Genomic DNA, 19,331 nt, shown 5'->3' on the forward strand with positions numbered 1-19,331 from the left:
CCGCAGCCCTCCGAGCACTCCGACGCCGCCTGGTCCGCACCGTCTATCAACGCCTGATCACCGACACTGCGCCCCAACCACGAGCCATTCAGACCGCCGCCGCTTGACATAGGAGCAACTTTTGGCGAACGTTTCCCCAGGTGGGCACCGCCAAAAGGGCACATCATCGGGTACGGCGTTTGAGTTCGAAGGTGACCGCGTGACGCTCGTCGAAGTCTTCGCGAGCAGCGGTGACCATCTCGGTCTGCGTCCGGGCCTGGTTGATCACCGGTGTAACCGGATCGAGGGTCTTCAGGTAGACGTCATGCGCGGCCAGTGACCTCACCGCGGCCTCGATCGCCGCACTGTCGACCTCCTCGGCATGGGTGGCGTCCGGGCCGGCCTCGAACAACCAGCGCGGCTTGGTGCCGAGGAAGTCATAGGTTTGCAGCACCGCCGCCGCGAACTCGGTGTGGTCGCGTTGATTGGGCATGCCCGGACCCCACTGCGGCCCGCCGTACACCGAGACGACGACCTCGGGAGCCAGCCTGCCGATGACCTCGGCGATCCGTAGACGCAGATCCGGATCATTGACGATCGCCGAGTCGGGGAAATCCCAGAACTCGACGGACTCGACGCCGACGATCCGCGCCGACGCCCGCTGTTCGGCTTCGCGGATCGGGCCCGCCTTCTCCGGCGGCATGCCCTCGATACCGGCCTCACCGCGTGAGGCCAGTGCGTAGACAACCCGTTTGCCCGCACCGGACCATTTGGCGACGGCTGCCGCGAGCCCGTACTCGGGATCATCGGGATGCGGCACCAACACCAAGGCGGTGCGCCAATCGGTGGGAAACGGAATCAACACCGCCCCAAGATACCGAAAGTGTGCCCTTTTGGCGGGCAAAAGCCCAGGTCAGGCTCGCCAAAAGGGCACATCATCGGGGGTGGGGGTCAGCGTTCGCGATCCAGGTTGGCCATCTTGAGGACATCGAGGCGTTGGTCGAGCTCGGCCTCGGAGAGTTTGTCACCGATCAGTCCTCGGTCGATCACGGTCTGCCGGATCGTCTTCTTCTCCTTGAGTGCAGCCTTGGCCACGGCGGCGGCCTCTTCGTACCCGATCGCACTGTTGAGCGGGGTCACGATGGAGGGCGACGACTCGGCTAGTTCCTTGAGTCGGTCCTCGTTGGCGACCAGACCCTCGATGCAGCGGTCGGCGAACAACCGCGACACATTGGCCAGCAGCTTGAGAGACTCCAGGACGTTGCGGGCCATCATCGGGATGTAGACGTTGAGTTCGAAGGCGCCGTTGCCGCCACCCCAGGTGACGGCGGCGTCATTGCCGATGACCTGCGCGGCGACCTGGGTGACCGCCTCGGGCAGCACCGGGTTGACCTTGCCGGGCATGATCGAGCTGCCGGGCTGCAGATCGGGGAGTGCGATCTCGCCGAGGCCGGTGAGCGGGCCCGACCCCATCCAGCGGACGTCGTTGGCGATCTTGGTCAGGGAGACCGCAACCGTCTTCAACGCACCCGACAGTTCGACGAGACCGTCGCGTGCGGCCTGCGCCTCGAAGTTGTCCTTGGCCAGCGCCAGCTCGTCCACACCGGTGAGTTTGATCAGCTCGGCGACGACCTTGGTGCCGAACCCGGCAGGCGCGTTGAGGCCGGTGCCCACCGCGGTACCGCCGATGGGCAGCTCACCGACCCGAGGCAGGGTCGCGGTGACCCGTTCGACGCCGGCCTCGATCTGGCGGGCATAACCACCGAATTCCTGGCCGAGGGTGACCGGCACCGCGTCCATCAGATGGGTGCGGCCGGACTTGACCACGGTGCGCCACTGGCTCGCCTTGTCCGCCAAGACCTTCTGCAGGTGCTGCAGGGCCGGGATGAGGTCGGTGACCGCAGCCTCGGTGGCGGCGACGTGGGTCGCGGTGGGGAAGGTGTCGTTCGACGACTGCGACATGTTGACGTGGTCGTTCGGGTGGACCTCGACTCCGGCCGCCTTGGCGATCGACGCGATGACCTCGTTGGCGTTCATGTTCGAGCTGGTCCCCGAACCGGTCTGGAAGACGTCGATCGGGAACTGGTCGTCATGCTTGCCGTCGGCGATCTCCTTGGCCGCGGCCACGATCGCGTCGGCCTTCTGCTCGTCGAGGAGACCGAGGTCTTTGTTGACCTGCGCGCAGGCGGCCTTGAGCAGGCCCATCGCCCGGATCTGGGTCCGTTCCAGCGGCCGGTGGCTGATCGGGAAGTTCTCCACCGCGCGCTGGGTCTGCGCACGCCAGAGGGCGTCGACCGGAACCCGGACCTCGCCCATGGTGTCGTGCTCGATGCGATAGGCCTGCTCACTCACAGTTAGCTCTCCTTAGATCGAATCCTGATGCCACTGAGCGGGATGCTCACTTCACCCGAGGGATCGGTGAAGAAGTCATTCCCCTTGTCATCAACAACGATGAACGCCGGGAAATCTTCCACCTCGATCTTCCACACGGCTTCCATGCCGAGCTCGGGGTATTCGATGACCTCCTGGCTCTTGATGCAATCAAGCGCAAGCCGTGCCGCCGGACCACCGATCGAACCGAGATAGAAGCCACCATGGGTGTTGCAGGCTTCGGTGACCTGCTTGGAACGATTTCCCTTGGCCAACATCACCATTGACCCACCGGCGGCCTGGAACTGTTCGACGTAGCTGTCCATGCGGCCGGCCGTGGTCGGACCGAAGGAACCCGAGGCCATGCCCTCGGGGGTCTTGGCGGGTCCGGCGTAGTAGACGGGATGGTTGCGCAGGTACTCGGGCATCGGGTCGCCGGCGTCGAGGCGCTCCTTGATCTTGGCGTGCGCGATGTCGCGGGCCACCACCAGCGGACCGGTCAGCGACAGCCGGGTCTTGACCGGGTACTGCGAGAGCTGCTCGAGGATCTCGGACATCGGCCGGTTGAGGTCGACTTCGACCACCTCGCCGCTGGAGATGTCTTCTGCCACACCGGCGGCCGGCATGTACTTCGCAGGATCGGTCTCGAGTTGCTCGAGGAATACCCCGTCGGCGGTGATCTTGCCCAGCGCCTGCCGGTCCGCCGAGCACGAGACCGCGATCGCCACCGGACACGACGCACCGTGCCGGGGGAGGCGGACCACGCGGACATCATGGCAGAAGTACTTGCCACCGAACTGGGCACCGATCCCGAAGGACTGGGTCAGTTTGAAGACCTCTTCCTCGAGTTCGAGGTCCCGGAACCCGTGCGCCGACATCGAACCCGAGGTCGGCAGGTTGTCCAGGTAGTGGGCCGAGGCGTATTTCGCGGTCTTGAGCGCGAATTCGGCCGAGGTGCCGCCGATGACGACGGCGAGGTGATACGGCGGGCAGGCCGCGGTGCCCAGCGAGCGGATCTTCTCGTCGAGGAACTTGAGCATTCCCTTGGGGTTCAGGATGGCCTTGGTCTCCTGGAACAGGAACGACTTGTTCGCGCTGCCGCCACCCTTGGCCATGAACAGGAACTTGTATTCGGGGCCCTTGGGGCCCTGCTCGGTCGCGTAGATCTCGACCTGCGCCGGCAGGTTGGAGCCGGTGTTCTTCTCGTCGTAGGTCGTCAGCGGTGCCAGCTGCGAGTACCGCAGATTGAGCTGGGTGTAGGCGTCGTACACACCGCGGGAGATGGACGCGGCGTCGTCGGCGCCGGTCAGCACACCCTCGCTCTTCTTGCCCATCACGATCGCGGTGCCGGTGTCCTGACACATCGGCAGCACGCCGCCGGCGGAGATGTTGACGTTCTTCAGCAGATCCAGCGCGACGAAGCGATCGTTACCCGAGGACTCCGGGTCGTCGATGATCTTGCGCAGCTGCGCAAGATGAGCCGGACGCAGGTAGTGGCTGATGTCGTGCATCGCCTCGGCGGTCAGTTTCCGGATGGCTTCGGGATCGACCTTGAGGAAGGTCTGGCCGTCGACCTCGAGCGTCGACACCCCCTCCGTGGTGATGAGTCGGTAGGGGGTGTCGTCGCCGTCGATCGGAAGCAGATCGGAGTAGAGAAACTCTGGGGCTGAGGCTGGTTTACTCACGCAACGCATCGTATCGGTGCGGTTCGCAGTGCCTCGTCAGAGGTGGTACCGGGTGCTCTCGCACCCCGGTTTCGATCAGCTGCCGGCAGCGGTGTTCGTCGAGATCTCGCCGACCTTCTGGCGGGTGTGGCGACCCTCGATGGTGCGGATGGTGCCCGACTTCGAACGCATGACCAGCGAGCGGGTGGTGGCACCATTGGCGCGGTAGCTCACCCCGCGCAGCATGTCGCCGTTGGTGACACCGGTGGCGCAGAAGAACATGTTCTCTCCGCTGACGAGGTCTTCGGTCTTGAGCACACGATCGAGGTCGTGGCCGGCGTCGATCGCCTTCTGCCGCTCGGCGGCGTTACGCGGCCAGAGCTTGCCCTGGATCTCGCCGCCCATGCACTTCATGGCGACGGCGGTGATGATGCCCTCGGGGGTGCCACCGATGCCCAGCAGCATGTCGACGGAGCTCTCGTCCTGTGCGGCGGCGATGGCGCCGGCGACGTCACCGTCAGAGATCAGCCGCACCTTGGCGCCTGCGGCACGGATCTCGGCGATGAGTCCTTCGTGGCGCTCGCGGTCGAGGACGACCACAGTGAGGTCGGCGACCTCGATGCCCTTCGCCTTGGCGACGGCCTGGACGTTGTAATCGACGGACTCGTTGATGTCGATGACGCCGGCGGCCTCGGGGCCGACGGCGATCTTCTCCATGTAGAAGACTGCGGAGGGGTCGTACATGGTGCCCCGCTCGGACACCGCGATCACGGCGATCGAGTTGGGGCGGCCCTCGGCCATCAGCGTGGTGCCGTCGATGGGATCGACGGCGACGTCGACCTCGGGGCCTTCGCCGTTACCGACCTCTTCACCGTTGTAGAGCATCGGCGCTTCGTCTTTTTCGCCCTCGCCGATCACGACGACGCCACGCATGGACACGGTGGACAGGAGCTGACGCATCGCGTCGACCGCGGCCTTGTCGCCACCGTTCTTGTCGCCCTTACCAACCCACCGTCCGGCCGCGAGTGCGGCTGCCTCGGTCACGCGCACGAGCTCCATCGCCAGGTTTCGGTCCGGAGCCTCGAAGTTGGTGTTAGCGGCTGACATTGTGGTGGCCTCCTGAATCGCGGCGATTGTGTTGAAGGCCATCCTTTCATGCCCGTTATTGCAGGTGGTGCACCGGTGCCTGCGCTCACACGCAGAAGTTCGTTGGAATTCGCGCCGTCCGGGTCCCCACAACGCACTCACCCCCGTCGACCGGGGGACGACGGGGGTGAGTGGGAGGGAACTGAAATCAGTCGGCCGGCGGCGTCACTCGGTGGCGCCGACTTTGGGCGCGAGTGGCTTTCCGTCCGGCGAGATCGACGAGTCGATCGGGATCTCGCGGATGGCGGTGCCCTCGATGTCGACGTTGGGCAGGATCTTGTCGAGCCACGCCGGCATCCACCAGGCCTTGTCGCCCATGATCGTGATGAGCGCCGGGACGATCAACATGCGCACGATGAACGCATCGAAGAACACGGCCGCGGCGAGGGAGAAGCCCATCATCTTCGCGGTGGTGTCGGGCGCGAGCATGAACGCCGCGAACACGGAGATCATGATCACCGCAGCCGACGACACCACGCGCGCGCCGTGCTTGTAACCGATGATCACCGCCTCCTTGGCCGGCAACCCATGCACATACTCCTCGCGCATTCGCGTCACGAGGAAGACCTGATAATCCATGGCCAGACCGAAGACCACACCGATCATGAAGATCGGCAGGAACGAGATGATCGGTTGGGTGTGGGTGATCAGGCCGAAGTGGCCGAGCTGGAAGATCGCCACCGTGGCGCCGAACGTGGCACATACGGAGAACAGGAATCCGATGGTGGCCGTCAGCGGGACCAGGATCGACCGGAACACGATCATCAGGATGATGAACGCCAACCCGACGACCAGCAGCAGATACGGGATCAACGCCGAGTTCAACTTGGCCGAGATGTCGGACATGATGGCGGTCTGACCGCCGACGTTGAGCGTTACCCCTTCGGCGTCAGTGGTTTTCGAGTAGTCGCGGATCTGTTCCATCAAATCGTGCGTCTGCGGACCACTCGGTGACTGTTGTGGCGTCACGAAGATCAGCGCCGATGTCGCGCCGGTCTGGGAGTTGGCCGCGTCCGGACCGTTACCGCGCCAGGTGAGCTGTTCGGGCGTCGCGACGTTGGACAGCGTCTTGATGAACGAGACGGTCTGATCCGCGGCGGGACCGACGTCGCCACCCTTGGTGTCGTTCAGCACCACCAGCAGGGGACCGTTGATGCCCTCACCGAAACCGCGTTGCAGCAGCTCGGTCGCAGCGACCTCGGAGTCGGTGGTGGTCGACAGGCCCAGTTCCAGCTTGGTCATCGGCAATGCCACCACAACCAGCGCCAGCAGCGAGATGACCGCGATCGGCCACGGGTATCTGGTCACGAACTTGGCAAAACGAAGACCGTTGGTCTCCTGCGATTCGGGCTCGTCCCCGTGGCGCAGTTTCGGGATGGGCGGCGAGAACGCAAAGCGGCCGAAGGCTCCCAGCAATGCCGGGATCAGGGTGATGGCACCGAGCACCGCGACGATCACGGCCAGCGCGGCGGCCAGGCCCATCTGCGAGATGAACGGGATCCCGACCACCGACAGCGCCGCCACCGCGATCACCACCGTCAGGCCCGCGAACACGACCGCAGATCCGGCGGTGCCCACCGCGCGACCCACCGCCGCCTCGCGCGAGCCACCGAGATTGAGCTCACTGCGATATCTGGAGACGATGAACAGGGCGTAGTCGATGGACACCGCGATCCCGAGCATCGTGATGATGGCGGTGGCGCTCTGGTTGATGCTGAGGAACTCGGCGCCCAACGTGACCAGCATGATGGTGATGATCACACTGACGATGCCGGTGATGAGCGGGATGAACGCGGCAACGATCGCGCCGAAAGCCACGATCATCACGAAGAAGGCGATGACGAAACCGAGCATCTCGGCGGCGCCGCCCGCTTCCTGGACCTGCATCAGCGAGCCGGTGCCCTGGACGTCGAGGCCACCGACCCGGAATTCGGCGAGGATGTCCTCGAACTGCTTCATGTCGTCGATGGTCAGGTCTTGCGGGTTGATGGTCTGCGCAACCTGGATCAGACCGATGGTGTTCTTGTCTCCCAGCACGGACGCTGCCAGCGCCGGCTCCAGCTCCGCGACGGTCAGCGGGTTGGCCACCTCGTCAGGAGTGGTGATCTCGGGCAAGGTCTTGAGCTTGGCGACCAGCTGATCGATGGTGGCGTTGTGGGCCGCCAGTCCGTCGTTCGCGGCGACGAGCACGCTGGTAGATGCCTCGGATTGCTGAGCGTTGATCGCCGGGAAGTTCTTCTCCATCAACGACATCGCTTTGTCCGAGTCTGTGCCCGGTAACTCGAAATCTTTGGAGAACTTCGGATTCAGTGCGCTGACCAGCGTGACCACCAACGCCGCGAGCACGATCCAGCTGACGATCGCCCACCATTTGTGCCGAAAAGAGAACCGGCCGAGTCGATACAAGAACATTGCCATGAGCAGACCTTATAGTCTGCCGGTGACATCGCTCTCAACAGTGGCGCGAATGTAAGATCCGTAACATTCGTTATCGGACAATGGTTTCCGCTACTTCGTGGGTAGAACGTGTGCGCCGGGGGTCGCTGCCGGCAGTGGTGAAACCGCAAGAACCGCTTCGGCGAGCGTGGTGAGATCGGGCTCCTCGGCCTTGTTCGTCATCAGGCCGATCCGCACGTCACCGAGGTCGGTCACCCACACCGAACGTCCGCCCTCGGGCTCGGTGTAGACCACCCACTGCGATCCACCGATGTCGCGGGTGCCCGCGCCGAGCAGGGTCTCATCGCCGGATAGTTGCCCGACCAGGGCGTCTTTGGCAGCGCCGGTCTGGCTCAGCTGGACGTAGACACCGTTGGAGGTGATGTAACCGGCGTTGGAGACGGTGGTGTCCTCCAGTGCGACCGTGCTGCCGCTGTTGGGCTTCCAGTCCGGAGGCGTCTGGGGCAGCCGGATGGGGAACGACGAACTACGCGCGTCGGCCTTCAACCCGCTCTCGACGTCATATGCGGGAACCTTGTCGTCGCCCGCGCCGCCGGTCAGGCCGACGGAACAATTTCCGGAGACCCCCGCGACGAACAGGCAGAGCAACAACAAAGGGATCAAAGACCAGATCATGTCTTTGTTGTTGGTCAGAATCCGGGGTTTTGCAGCCACCACCCGAGTATTGCAGGGCGCCGGTAATGGTCATAAACGGCCCGAGAGTGACCGAGGGTGTGGTCGCGCCGAATCAGATCTCAGGCCTCGTCGTCCGGGTCGTCGTCGACGTCGTCCTCGAATTCGTCGGCGTCGTCGGCCCCGAGGACTGCTTCGATACGTTTGCGAGCGCCTTCGAGATGTTCCTCACACCGCCGCGACAAAGCCTCTCCGCGCTCCCAGAGTTCCAGCGATGCGTCGAGATCGAGACCGCCCTGTTCCAGGGTGCGGACCACCACGATCAGCTCGTCCCGGGCCTGTTCGTAGCCCAGTTCACTGATCGGCCGCTCGTTGCTGTCGGCGTCTTTCTTCGCTGCCACTGTCTTCCTTCTTGTCCGTGCCCGGACGCCGGTGTCTTGTTCCGGCGAGTGCTGGTGCGTCCGGTGTTGGGTTGGTCTGGTGAACTCGCGTCCGGTCGGACCGGCGTTCTCGGGTTGTCAGCCGCGTCGGGGTTTTTCGACGCCCATCACCGCGGCGCGGGTCGCGCCGTCGGCGACCCGGACCCGGAGCTGGGTTCCGATGGGCATGTCGTCGACCGAGGTCACGACGTGGGGATCTTCGTCCGAACTGCTCGCGGCCCCGGGTACGCGCTGCACGACGGCGTATCCACGGGCCAACGTCTGTGCGGGCCCGAGCGTGGACAGGCGGGCCGTGAGATGTTCGATTCGCTGTTCCTCGCCGGACACGTGCCGGGCGACGTCGCGGCGGATGTCGCGGGCGGCGCGTTCGATCTCGTCGATCCGGTCGTCGACGATGCGATAGGGCTGGGCCAGTACGGGCCGGCCGCGCAGGGAGTCGAGTCCGCGTACCTGGGTGGTCACCCAATTGCGCAACGCCCCGGCGCTTCGTGCACGCAGATCGCGGACGGTCGCGAGTTCGACGGCGACATCGGGCACCACTCGTTTGGCGGCATCGGTGGGAGTCGCCGCGCGCAGGTCGGCAACGAGGTCGAGAACGGGGGAGTCGGGTTCGTGGCCGATCGCGCTGACCACCGCCGTGGTGATCTGGGCGACGGCCCGGCACAGTGCCTCGTCGGAGAACGGCAGCAGATCCTCGACGCTGCCGCCCCCGCGGGCCAGGATGATGACGTCGACGTCGGGGTGCGCGTCGAGTTCGGCCAGGTGCCTCAGGATGGCCGGGACCGCCGTCGGACCCTGGACGGGCGCGTTGCGGATCTCGAAACGAACAGCAGGCCAACGCTTTTGGGCGACCGAGACGATGTCGCGCTCGGCGGCGCTGGCCCGTCCGGTGATGAGTCCGATGGAGCCGGGCAAGAACGGTAGCGGCCGCTTGCGGGCGACGTCGAACAGTCCCTCGGCGGCCAGTAGGCGGCGAAGCCGTTCGATGCGGGCCAGGAGTTCGCCGATGCCGATCGGCCGGATCTCCGTGACCCGCAACGACACCGTGCCCCGCCCGGTGTAGAACACCGGTTTGCCCAGGACCACCACCCGTGCCCCCTCGGTCAAGGGGACCGGCGCGCGGGTCAGCAGATCGGGGCTGCAGGTGACCTGGATGGAGATGTCGGCGGCGGGATCGCGCAGCGTCAGGAACGCGGTGCGGGTACCTGGGCGACGGTTGATCTGGGTCAACTGACCTTCGACCCAGACCTGTCCCAGTTTGTGTAGCCAGTCGGCGATCTTGGTGTTGATCGTCCGCACCGGCCACGCCGATTCGGGCGTATTGCTCACGTGGGAAGGTTACTTGGTCGCCGCGGTCACACGGTTGTCGAGCATCGTGACAAACGGTGCGCGGGCCCGCGTGGACTTTTCGTACGCGGCCAGTTCCTTGAGTTCGTCGAGTCCGACGGTGCGGAGTTTGGCCCGCAGTTGGGCCAGCGTCAGCGAGTCGTAGTCGAGTGCCTCGACGATTTCGGGAGCGTCGCCGTTGGAGCTCGCGGTCGGTGTCGGATCCCCGGCGTCGACGTCGATCTCGGGAGTCGAACTGTAGAGCGCGAACCGCCCGGATCCGGCCGGCCCGGTCGCGGACCCGGAGTCGTCTTTGTCGGCTTCGCCCGCATCCGCAGCGCCGGAATCGGTGGCTGTGGCCGGAGTCACCGGACGAGTTACGGTGGGCAGGACGAAGTCGTCCTCGTCCTCATCGAAGGTGGCCCACTCCGGCTCGTCTTCGGCATGGCCGAGGAGGGACTCGAAGACCTCGTCGCCCTTGATGGCCATTTCGGCGATGCCCTGCTGAAGACGCATCACGGCCTGCAATGTCTCGCTGAGTGCGGTCATCGGAAGGGTGATCGCTGTGGTCGGCAATTTGCGTGTCTCTTCGAGCACTGTGACAACAACCCCGGCAGCGACCCTTGCGGCATAAGGTGGTCGGATCATGTCCATACTCTGCCTCATGCTGCAGGCGGTGACCACTGGTAGGGGCCGATTGCCCGTACGCTGAACCACATGAGTTCGGCCGAAATCACCCCGTCAGGCAAGAAAATCCTGCTCGCTGAGCCTCGCGGCTACTGCGCGGGCGTCGATCGCGCTGTCGAGACAGTGGAAAAAGCGCTCGAGAAGCACGGTGCACCCGTGTATGTGCGCAAGGAGATCGTCCACAACCGGCACGTGGTGGAGACACTGACAGACCGCGGCGCGGTCTTCGTCGACGAAACCGATGAGGTGCCCGAGGGCGCGCTCGTCGTCTTCTCGGCGCATGGCGTCTCGCCCGCGGTCCACGAATCCGCCGCCGGCCGCAACCTGCGCACCATCGACGCGACCTGCCCGCTGGTCACCAAGGTGCACCAGGAGGCCAAGCGCTTCGCCCGCGACGACTACGACATCCTGCTGATCGGTCACGAGGGTCACGAAGAGGTCGAGGGCACCGCCGGTGAGGCTCCCGACCACGTGCAGCTCGTCGACGGGCCGGACAGCGTAGACCGCGTCACCGTCCGCGACGAGTCCAAGGTGATCTGGCTGTCGCAGACCACGTTGTCTGTCGATGAGACCATGCAGACGGTCTCGCGCCTGCGGGAGAAGTTCCCGCTGCTCAACGATCCGCCGAGTGACGACATCTGTTACGCCACCCAGAATCGGCAGGTTGCCGTCAAGGCCATGGCCCCGCAGTGCGAGCTGGTTATCGTGGTCGGCTCGCAGAACTCGTCGAACTCGGTGCGCCTCGTCGAAGTGGCCCTGCAGGCCGGTGCGAACGCGTCGTACCTGGTCGATTACGCCCGGGACATCGATCCGGCGTGGCTCGAGGGCGTACAGACCGTCGGCATCACCTCTGGCGCGTCGGTGCCCGAGATCCTTGTCGCCGGCGTCATGGACCTGCTCGGTGAGTACGGCTTCGACAGCGTCGAGACGGTGACCACGGCACAGGAGACCCTGACCTTCGCCCTGCCGCGCGAATTGCGTCCCGCCCGCGCGAAGTAAGACCCCACGACGCCCGGCGCGCCCGGTCCGGGAAGATCGGCGCCCCGGGCATCGTTGTGATGTAGATGACATCCACGACTTTGCAACTGACCGAGCGGCAACGCGAACGTTTGCGCGCCGAGTACGTCATCTGGTTGACCACCGTCAAACCGAACGGGACACCGGTGCCCACACCCGTGTGGTTTCTGTGGTCATCTGACGAGTTCCTGATCCTCAGTGAGCCGGGCACGGCCAAGCTGACCAACATCTCCCAGAACGCCTCGGTGGCACTGAATTTCAACAGCACCGCCGACGGTGGAGACGTCGCGGTGTTCACCGCGCAGGCGTCGACGGACCCCGGCGGACCCACCGGCCCGGAATGGGATGCCTACGCCGCCAAATACGAGACCGCGATCCATCAGCTGGAGATGACCCCGGAAATGACCCCGGAGATGTTCCGGGCGGCGTATTCGACGTTGATCCGCGTCAAGCCCCGCCGGGTACGCGGCTGGTGAGCCCCGGGCCGGACCACATGCGGGTCAGTACTCGTCGGGGTCCAACTTGCGCAAGCGCCGCGCCGGCATCGAGACCGCCCAGCCGGCCACCAGGATCACCGCACACACACCGATTCCGATGAGGGCTGCCGTGCGTGGCCCGGTGTCGGCGGGCTGATCCGGGATCGGCGTCGAGATCGCCTGCGGAACAGCCCAATCCGTCGCCACGTCCGGGATTTCGAAGGTGAGTGCGGCAACCGGGTCGATCACTCCGTGGCCGATCGTGTTGTCGCGGCCGGTTCCCGGTGCGTGCGCCGTCCGGGTGATCCGTTCCATCACCTCGGCCGCATCGAGTTCTGGAAATCGCGCCCGGACGAGCGCCGCGACGCCGGCGACGTACGGCGCGGCAAAACTGGTGCCGTCGATGCCGGAGAGCCCTTTGTCACCGTCGTGGGCGTTGACCAACCTGCTCGATCCACCGGCGTTGTCCAGGCTCAGGATGCCGGTACCCGGCGCCGCGACGCCCACCCAGGGCCCCGACAGGCTGAAACCGGCCGGTGATCCGGTCTCCGAATCGACGGCGGCCACACTCAGGACATACGGCGAGTACCAGGCCGGACTGGCGACGGTGGTCACCGTGTCCCAGCCGTCGAGCTCGGGTTCGGCGGGGTTCGGTGGGGGATTCTGGGTGGAGCAGGCCGAGCCCTGGGTGAGGTTGCCGGCCGCGGCCACCACGACCACATTGCGGTCGAATGCGTACTTCACCGCTGCGCCCAACTGTTTGTCGTGCAGGTCGGTGCCTGCCGAGCCGCACGCGACCTCGGAGATGTTGATGACCGTGGCACCGAGGTCGACGGCCCGGACAACCGCGTTGGCCAACGTCTGCACCGTGCCGAATCCGGAACCCACGGTCGGATCGGGGGGCGTGTTCTGCCGCCGGTCCTTCGCCTCGAACGCGCCGCTGGACTGCCGGATCGCGATGATGGAGGACTCGGGGGCCACCCCGGCGAACGCGTCGGTCGAGGACGGCTGTGCGGCAATGATCCCGGCCACGAGTGTGCCGTGCCCGTCACAGTCGTCGGTGCCGTCGGTGCGCGAGACGTAGTCGCCGCCGGCCTGGACGCGGGGGAGCCGGGGGTGCCGGGTGACGCCGGTGTCGATGACGGCCACCCGTTGGCCCGCACCCCGGCTGAACCGCCAGGCCTCGGGCAGTCGCATCATCGTCTGCGCTGCCGAGGGCACGGTGACCTCGGTGCCCGGTGACAGAACGGGTTTGGCGCACAACATCTTCTGCTCGGTGGCCTCCGGTGGCGCCACCGGCGCCCCTCGCACCAGCGCGCCGGGCTCGATGACCGGTTGGACGATCGCGCCCGCGGTGGGTGCCGGGAACGCGGTCAGCACCGCCAGGACGCCGACCACTGCGGCAAGACGAACGGTTCGGTTGCCAGGCTTCGGGGGGTGCGCGGTGCGGGTTCCGAGACCCTCGATCACAGGTCGCGCACCGCGGCGAAGAGATCCATGATCCAGAACATCAAGGGCACGATCATGGCGATCAACAGGTATTCGGCGATCTCGACCAGGCGACGCATCACCGGCGAGAAGGACGACTGAGGCGCCACGACCCCACAGAGCAGGGCCAGGACCGCGACCACCGCGACGGCGGTCATCGCGAACGCGGCGTGATCGTCGGGGCCGAGCACCACCAGTGTGGCGGTCACACCGAACCCGATCGCCCCGGCGGCGATGAGGATCGACGCCTGTGCGAGGTCGGCGTAGGAACGTCCACGCAGGCACAGGAGAGTGGCGATGACCAACGCGTACACCGTGCAAAGCCAACTGAAGTCATCGACGGGGTAGGCCACCATCGCGATACCGGCCACCGCGGCCACCGACGTGCCGGCGATGATCCCGGTGAGATAACGCGCCGCAGTCCTGGCCCGGAGTTCGAGTGCCGCGGCTGAGGGGAGCGCCATGGCACCGATCGCCCCGATACCCTCGATGGCGGGACGAGGTGCGGAGTCGACGGGGTCGATGGGCGCACCGGCGGTCGGGACCGGGGGCAGCGGCAGCCTGGCGAGCAGGATCGTGATGCGCGGGGCCATCGAGATCGCCAGGATCGCGACGGCGCACAGCCCTGCCCCGAGTTTGACGGTGCCCGGTGAGAAGACAAGCTGCACAAGGGACGCGAAGGTTCCGAAGATCGCGGCGGCACCGACGGCCGAATGGATCAGCGGGCCTGCCGTCGATATTCGATAGGACAGGGCCGCCGATACCGTGACCACCGCGCAGCCGAGCGCGAGGTGAGCTGCTCCGAATGCGCCGGGCGGCAACATCATTCCGGCCGCACCTGCCGGCGCCATCGAGCACAACGATGCGATGGCCGCGCTGGCCGGATCGTCGTAATAGCGACCGACCACCGCGCCGGCCACCATGAAGGCGAGCGCAACCATCGCGGCGATGAGTATCGGCCACAACAGCTCACGGTCACCGCGTTCTGAGAGCAGCGATAATGAGAGCAGCGTCGAGGCCCCCACCGCGACGGCATACCCCATCGCCCGGGCCGCGGCGGCATTCCAGCTCGAGAACTGCGCGTCACCGAGACGGGCGACCGCATCGATGACGTCGTCGAAGAGCACCGGACTCTCCCGGGCCGGAACTGCCCGGAGAATCAGCAGGTCACCGTCACGGACCCCGGCCTCGCTGAGGCTGCGATTGGGCGCGATGGGGTCGTGACCGACCCGGGACAGTGTCCAGTGGTCGCGGATGGGACCGGGCCTCGAGTCGCTGTCCTCGTCGTCGACCGGTGCTCGGGTGCTGATCAAGGCGACGAGGTCGGGGATCAGCGCGGCCACCGCAACCGCGGCGGGCAGGCCGACGTCGAATTGCGTCGTCCCACCGATCACCGACACCCGCGCGAGCGCCGGTTCGGTACCGGCCGCAGCATCGAGCTCCGCCAAAAGGTCAGCAGCGGTCATGATTCCCCCCCCAAGAGATCCCCACCAAGTACCGATGACCATAGCGAACCGCTCCGACATTGCGCCTGCCACCGGCGGGTTCGCTGTGGATTGATTGCACCCTTCGGGGTGCCCGGCGGACCGCCATGAGGAATGATGTGCGGCCAGGGGAGCAAGTTTGAGTTTCAGGGGTGGGGGGTTTTGAAATCCATGATGTCGCGATGACGACGGGTACAACCGAGGGTTTTGTCCGTCGGGCCAGGGTGCCGGCACCGCGGACGCCGGGCGGAGAGGTCAATCTTCAGGTGCCACCGGACGTTCCACGGGTGGTGCCGGGCAATCTGCTGATGAAGATGATGCCCGTGGTGATGGTGTTCGCCGTGGTGGGCATGATCGCGATGATGTTCGTGACCGGCGGACGCAACATGTTGTCGAATCCGCTGTTCATGATGTTCCCGATGATGATGCTGATGTCGATGTTCGGCATGTATGCAGGTGGGGGCAATCGAGGCGGCAAACGCGCCGCCGAACTCAACGAAGAGCGCAAGGACTACTTCCGGTACCTGTGCCAGGTCCGCGACGAGGTCCACGAGACGGGCGCCGCGCAACGGCAGGCCCTCGAATGGAGCCATCCCGAACCCGCTGCGCTGCTCGGTGTGGTCGGTGGCCGGCGGATGTGGGAACGGCGTCGCGGCGACAACGATTTCGGCCATGTCCGGGTCGGCGTCGGATCGCAGCGCCTGGCAACCCGCCTGATGCCGCCGGAGACAGGGCCGCTCGAAGACGTCGAACCGGTGTCCGCGGTGGCACTGCGTCGCTTCGTTCGCACGCATTCCGTGGTGCACGGTCTGCCCACCGCCGTCTCGTTGCGCGGATTCCCGGCGATCAACATCGAGGGGGCCAGGCAGGAGACCAGGCAGCTCGCCCGGTCGATGATGCTGGAACTGTGCGCCTTCCACGGACCCGATCAGCTCATGGTCGCGGTGGTCACCGCCGATCCGGCCGCGGAATCGTGGGATTGGTGCAAGTGGCTGCCGCACGTGCAGCATCCGCACGAACGGGACGGTGTCGGGTCGGTTCGGATGATCTACCGGTCGCTGGCAGATCTCGAGGATGACCTGGCCACCGATCTCCTCGAACGTGGCCGGTTCTCGCGGTCGGCACCACCGGCGGCGGGCCGGGCCCAGTTGGTGGTGATCATCGACGACGGTCACGTCACCGGTGACGAACGGATCGTCGGTGACGCCGGGATGGAGGCGGTGTCGGTGCTCGACCTGTCCGCCCCGCCGGACGGCCTCGCGGTCCGACGCGGTCTGCAGCTGGTCGTACGGGACGGAAAAGTTGGCGCGCGCAGCGCATTCGGTGTGGAGGAGTTCGCCGACATGGACGCGCTGAGTGTTCCGGAGGCGGAGGCCTTCGCCCGCACCATGGCCCGCTACCGCCTGGCCACCGCCGCGCAGATGGTCAGCCTGGAGCAGGAGGTCTCACCGACCGATCCCGGTCTGATGAATCTCCTCGGTATCGGTGATGCGACCCGCCTGGATCTGCGCAGTGTGTGGGCGCCGCGGCCTGCCCGCAATCGCCTGCGGGTCCCGATCGGCTACTCGGTCAACGGGACACCGGTCGAGATCGACATCAAAGAGGCGGCCGAAGGCGGCATGGGTCCGCACGGGCTGTGTATCGGTGCCACCGGCTCGGGTAAATCGGAGTTCCTGCGCACGCTGGTGCTCTCGATGCTGGCCTCGCATTCGCCTGAGGCGCTCAACCTCGTGCTGGTCGATTTCAAGGGCGGCGCAACATTTTTGGGACTCGACGCCGCCCCACACGTGGCGGCGGTGATCACCAACCTCGAAGAAGAACTGTCGATGGTCGACCGGATGCGCGATGCGCTGTCCGGTGAGATGAACCGGCGTCAGGAGCTCTTGCGTTCGGCGGGGAACTTCGCGAATGTCGGTGACTACGAACGGGCCCGGGCCGCAGGTGCCGCACTGGAGCCGATGCCTGCACTGTTCATCGTGGTGGACGAGTTCTCCGAGCTGCTGGCCCAGAAGCCGGACTTCGCCGACCTGTTCGTCGCGATCGGGCGGTTGGGCCGATCGCTGCACATCCATCTCCTGCTGGCCTCGCAGCGACTCGAAGAGGGCAAGATGCGCGGACTCGACAGTCATCTGTCGTACCGGATCGGTCTGAAGACCTTCTCTGCCAACGAATCCCGGTCGGTTCTCGGCGTACCCGACGCCTACCATCTGCCGAATGTTCCGGGCTCTGGTTATCTGAAATGCGATTCCGCCGAACCGATCCGGTTCAACACCTGTTACGTCTCGGGTCCGTACACACCACCGGTGTCGGCGATCGATGCGGTGTATTCGCCGACACCGGGCGGTGGTGGTCGGCTCAAGATGTTCACCGCGGGGCGGGTTCCCCTCGACCCGGTGGTGATGTCCGAACCGATTCTTCCGGACCAGGTTCCCGAACCGGTGAACGCCCCACCGGCACGCACGTTGCTCGAGACCGTGATCGGACAGATCGAGGGCCACGGCCCGGCCGCGCACGAGGTGTGGCTGCCGCCGCTGGATGAGTCGCCGACGATCGATGTGCTGGCCCCGCACTGGCAGACGCCGCAGACCGGTCGGCTGGAGTTCCCGCTGGGCATCGTCGACCGTCCCTATGATCAGCGGCGCGATGTCCTGACGATCGACGTCTCGGGTTCACGCGGCAACGTGGCGATTGTCGGCGGTCCGCAGTCGGGCAAGTCGAATGCGGTGCGCGCCTTGATCCTTGCCGCTGCGGTCACGCACGGTCCCGAACAGGTGCAGTTCTACTGTCTGGACTTCGGTGGTGGATCGCTGTCGGGTATCGCCGGGTTGCCGCATGTGGGTTCGGTGGCCGGCCGCGCAGACATGGACGCGGTCCGGCGGACGGTCGCCGAGGTGGCGGCCCTGGTCCGACAACGCGAACTGCGGTTCGCGGCCCTCGGGATCGAATCGATGCGGGACTTCCGGAACCGGCGCAGCGCGGGGGACCCGTCCTTGTCCGAGGACATCTTCGGCGACGTGTTCCTGGTGGTCGACGGCTACGCCGTGATCCGCGGGGAGTTCGATTTCCTGGAGGAGCAGATCAACGGCATCGTCGCGCAGGGCCTGTCCTACGGCGTCCACGTGATCGTGACCGCCGCGAGGTGGGCCGAGGTCCGGCCGGCAATCAAGGACCTGATCGGCAGTCGGCTCGAACTACGTCTGGGCGACCCGCTCGATTCGGAGATGGGGCGCAAGGTCGCCGGACTCGTCCCCGAGGGCCGGCCCGGACGTGGTCTGACACCGGAACAACTGCACATGTTGATCGCATTGCCTCGCACCGACTCCCGGACCGACGTCGAGTCACTGCGCGGCGCGCTGGCGGACACGGTCCAGAAAGTCTGTGCGATGTATCCCGGCCGCAAGGCCATGGCGGTCCGCAAGCTCGCGTCCCATCTGGATCGGGCGGAGATGCTCGATCGCGTGCGTGAACGTGGGATCACGCTGAACCCGAAACAGGTGGCGATCGGTGTCGGCGAAGCCGAACTCGCCCCGGTCATCCTCGATTTCGGGGCACAGCCACACTTCATGGCCTTTGCGGACGTGGAACACGGGAAGACCACGTTGCTCCGCAACATCGTCGCCGGTCTCGTCGAGAACGGCACCGCTGAGCAGACCAAGATCGTGCTGGTCGACTACCGGCGGACCATGCTCGGTGTGATCGAGTCGGATCACCTGGCGGGGTATGCGAGTTCGGCCCAGACCCTGGCGCCGATGGTGAACGAGTTGGTGGCCTTCTTCACCGCCCGGATACCGGGCGAGAACGTGACGCAACAGCAGTTGCGAGAGGGCAACTGGTGGTCCGGGCCGGATGTCTACATCGTGGTCGACGACTACGACATGGTGGCCACCGGTAACGGGAACCCGCTGGTGCCGTTGGTGGACCTGCTCTCGCAGGCCCGCGACATCGGGCTGCATCTGATCGTCACCCGGCGGTCGGGCGGCGCGGGCCGGGCTCTGTTCGACACGATCATCGGGCGTCTGAAAGACCTGTCGACCGATGGCCTGTTGATGAGCGGTGACCGGGATGAGGGTTACCTGCTGGGCCGGGTCCGGTTGCAGAAGTTGGTACCCGGCCGCGGTGAACTCGTCTCCCGGTCGCGTCCGCAGGAAATGATCCAAGTCGCCCATCTGCCGCCCTTGTGAAGGA

General features: G+C 65.9%; 14 protein-coding genes. 3 read left to right on the forward strand and 11 right to left on the reverse strand.

Features of this window, described 5'->3' with window-relative positions:
- Positions 1 to 163: 163 nt before the first annotated feature.
- The 9 genes from AC51GT_RS21280 to AC51GT_RS21320 form a co-directional block, all read right to left on the reverse strand.
- Complete coding sequence (locus AC51GT_RS21280) at positions 164 to 844, reverse strand: PIG-L deacetylase family protein (RefSeq protein WP_496330082.1); 681 nt, start codon at positions 842 to 844, stop codon at positions 164 to 166.
- Between the two features lie 86 nt (positions 845 to 930).
- Positions 931 to 2,331, reverse strand: coding sequence for a class II fumarate hydratase (locus AC51GT_RS21285; RefSeq protein WP_496326156.1), 1,401 nt, complete (start codon positions 2,329 to 2,331; stop codon positions 931 to 933).
- 2 nt (positions 2,332 to 2,333) lie between these two features.
- Positions 2,334 to 4,034, reverse strand: a complete 1,701-nt coding sequence (locus AC51GT_RS21290; protein WP_496330083.1) for a fumarate hydratase — start codon at positions 4,032 to 4,034, stop codon at positions 2,334 to 2,336.
- Positions 4,035 to 4,109: 75 nt separating this feature from the next.
- Complete coding sequence (glpX, locus tag AC51GT_RS21295) at positions 4,110 to 5,120, reverse strand: class II fructose-bisphosphatase (protein WP_496326154.1); 1,011 nt, start codon at positions 5,118 to 5,120, stop codon at positions 4,110 to 4,112.
- Between the two features lie 204 nt (positions 5,121 to 5,324).
- Positions 5,325 to 7,577, reverse strand: a complete 2,253-nt coding sequence (locus AC51GT_RS21300) for an MMPL family transporter (RefSeq protein ID WP_496326153.1) — start codon at positions 7,575 to 7,577, stop codon at positions 5,325 to 5,327.
- A 90-nt stretch (positions 7,578 to 7,667) separates the two neighbouring features.
- On the reverse strand, positions 7,668 to 8,270 hold the full coding sequence (locus AC51GT_RS21305; protein WP_496330084.1) for a DUF4245 domain-containing protein: 603 nt from the start codon (positions 8,268 to 8,270) through the stop codon (positions 7,668 to 7,670).
- Positions 8,271 to 8,350: 80 nt separating this feature from the next.
- Entirely contained in the window at positions 8,351 to 8,629 is a 279-nt protein-coding gene (locus AC51GT_RS21310) for an exodeoxyribonuclease VII small subunit (protein ID WP_496330085.1), read from the reverse strand.
- Between the two features lie 117 nt (positions 8,630 to 8,746).
- The gene (xseA, locus tag AC51GT_RS21315) at positions 8,747 to 9,997 is read right to left on the reverse strand and encodes an exodeoxyribonuclease VII large subunit (protein ID WP_496330086.1); all 1,251 of its coding nucleotides are present in this window, start codon (positions 9,995 to 9,997) and stop codon (positions 8,747 to 8,749) included.
- Between the two features lie 9 nt (positions 9,998 to 10,006).
- The gene (locus AC51GT_RS21320; protein WP_496326149.1) at positions 10,007 to 10,642 is read right to left on the reverse strand and encodes a lipid droplet-associated protein; all 636 of its coding nucleotides are present in this window, start codon (positions 10,640 to 10,642) and stop codon (positions 10,007 to 10,009) included.
- 69 nt (positions 10,643 to 10,711) lie between these two features.
- Here AC51GT_RS21320 and AC51GT_RS21325 point away from each other — a divergent pair, with 69 nt between their 5' ends.
- Complete coding sequence (locus AC51GT_RS21325) at positions 10,712 to 11,680, forward strand: 4-hydroxy-3-methylbut-2-enyl diphosphate reductase (protein ID WP_496326148.1); 969 nt, start codon at positions 10,712 to 10,714, stop codon at positions 11,678 to 11,680.
- Between the two features lie 65 nt (positions 11,681 to 11,745).
- Entirely contained in the window at positions 11,746 to 12,174 is a 429-nt protein-coding gene (locus AC51GT_RS21330) for a TIGR03667 family PPOX class F420-dependent oxidoreductase (protein ID WP_496330087.1), read from the forward strand.
- Between the two features lie 24 nt (positions 12,175 to 12,198).
- Here AC51GT_RS21330 and mycP read toward each other — a convergent pair whose 3' ends face one another.
- On the reverse strand, positions 12,199 to 13,641 hold the full coding sequence (gene mycP / locus AC51GT_RS21335; protein WP_496330172.1) for a type VII secretion-associated serine protease mycosin: 1,443 nt from the start codon (positions 13,639 to 13,641) through the stop codon (positions 12,199 to 12,201).
- The gene (eccD, locus tag AC51GT_RS21340; RefSeq protein WP_496330088.1) at positions 13,641 to 15,128 is read right to left on the reverse strand and encodes a type VII secretion integral membrane protein EccD; all 1,488 of its coding nucleotides are present in this window, start codon (positions 15,126 to 15,128) and stop codon (positions 13,641 to 13,643) included. The genes mycP and eccD overlap by 1 nt, the downstream gene beginning before the upstream one ends.
- A 200-nt stretch (positions 15,129 to 15,328) precedes the next feature.
- Here eccD and eccCa point away from each other — a divergent pair, with 200 nt between their 5' ends.
- A complete protein-coding gene (gene eccCa, locus AC51GT_RS21345; protein ID WP_496330089.1) occupies positions 15,329 to 19,327 on the forward strand; it encodes a type VII secretion protein EccCa in 3,999 nt (1,332 codons plus the stop codon).
- Positions 19,328 to 19,331 lie beyond the last annotated feature (4 nt).

It is taken from the genome of Williamsia sp. z34 (genome assembly GCF_059553395.1).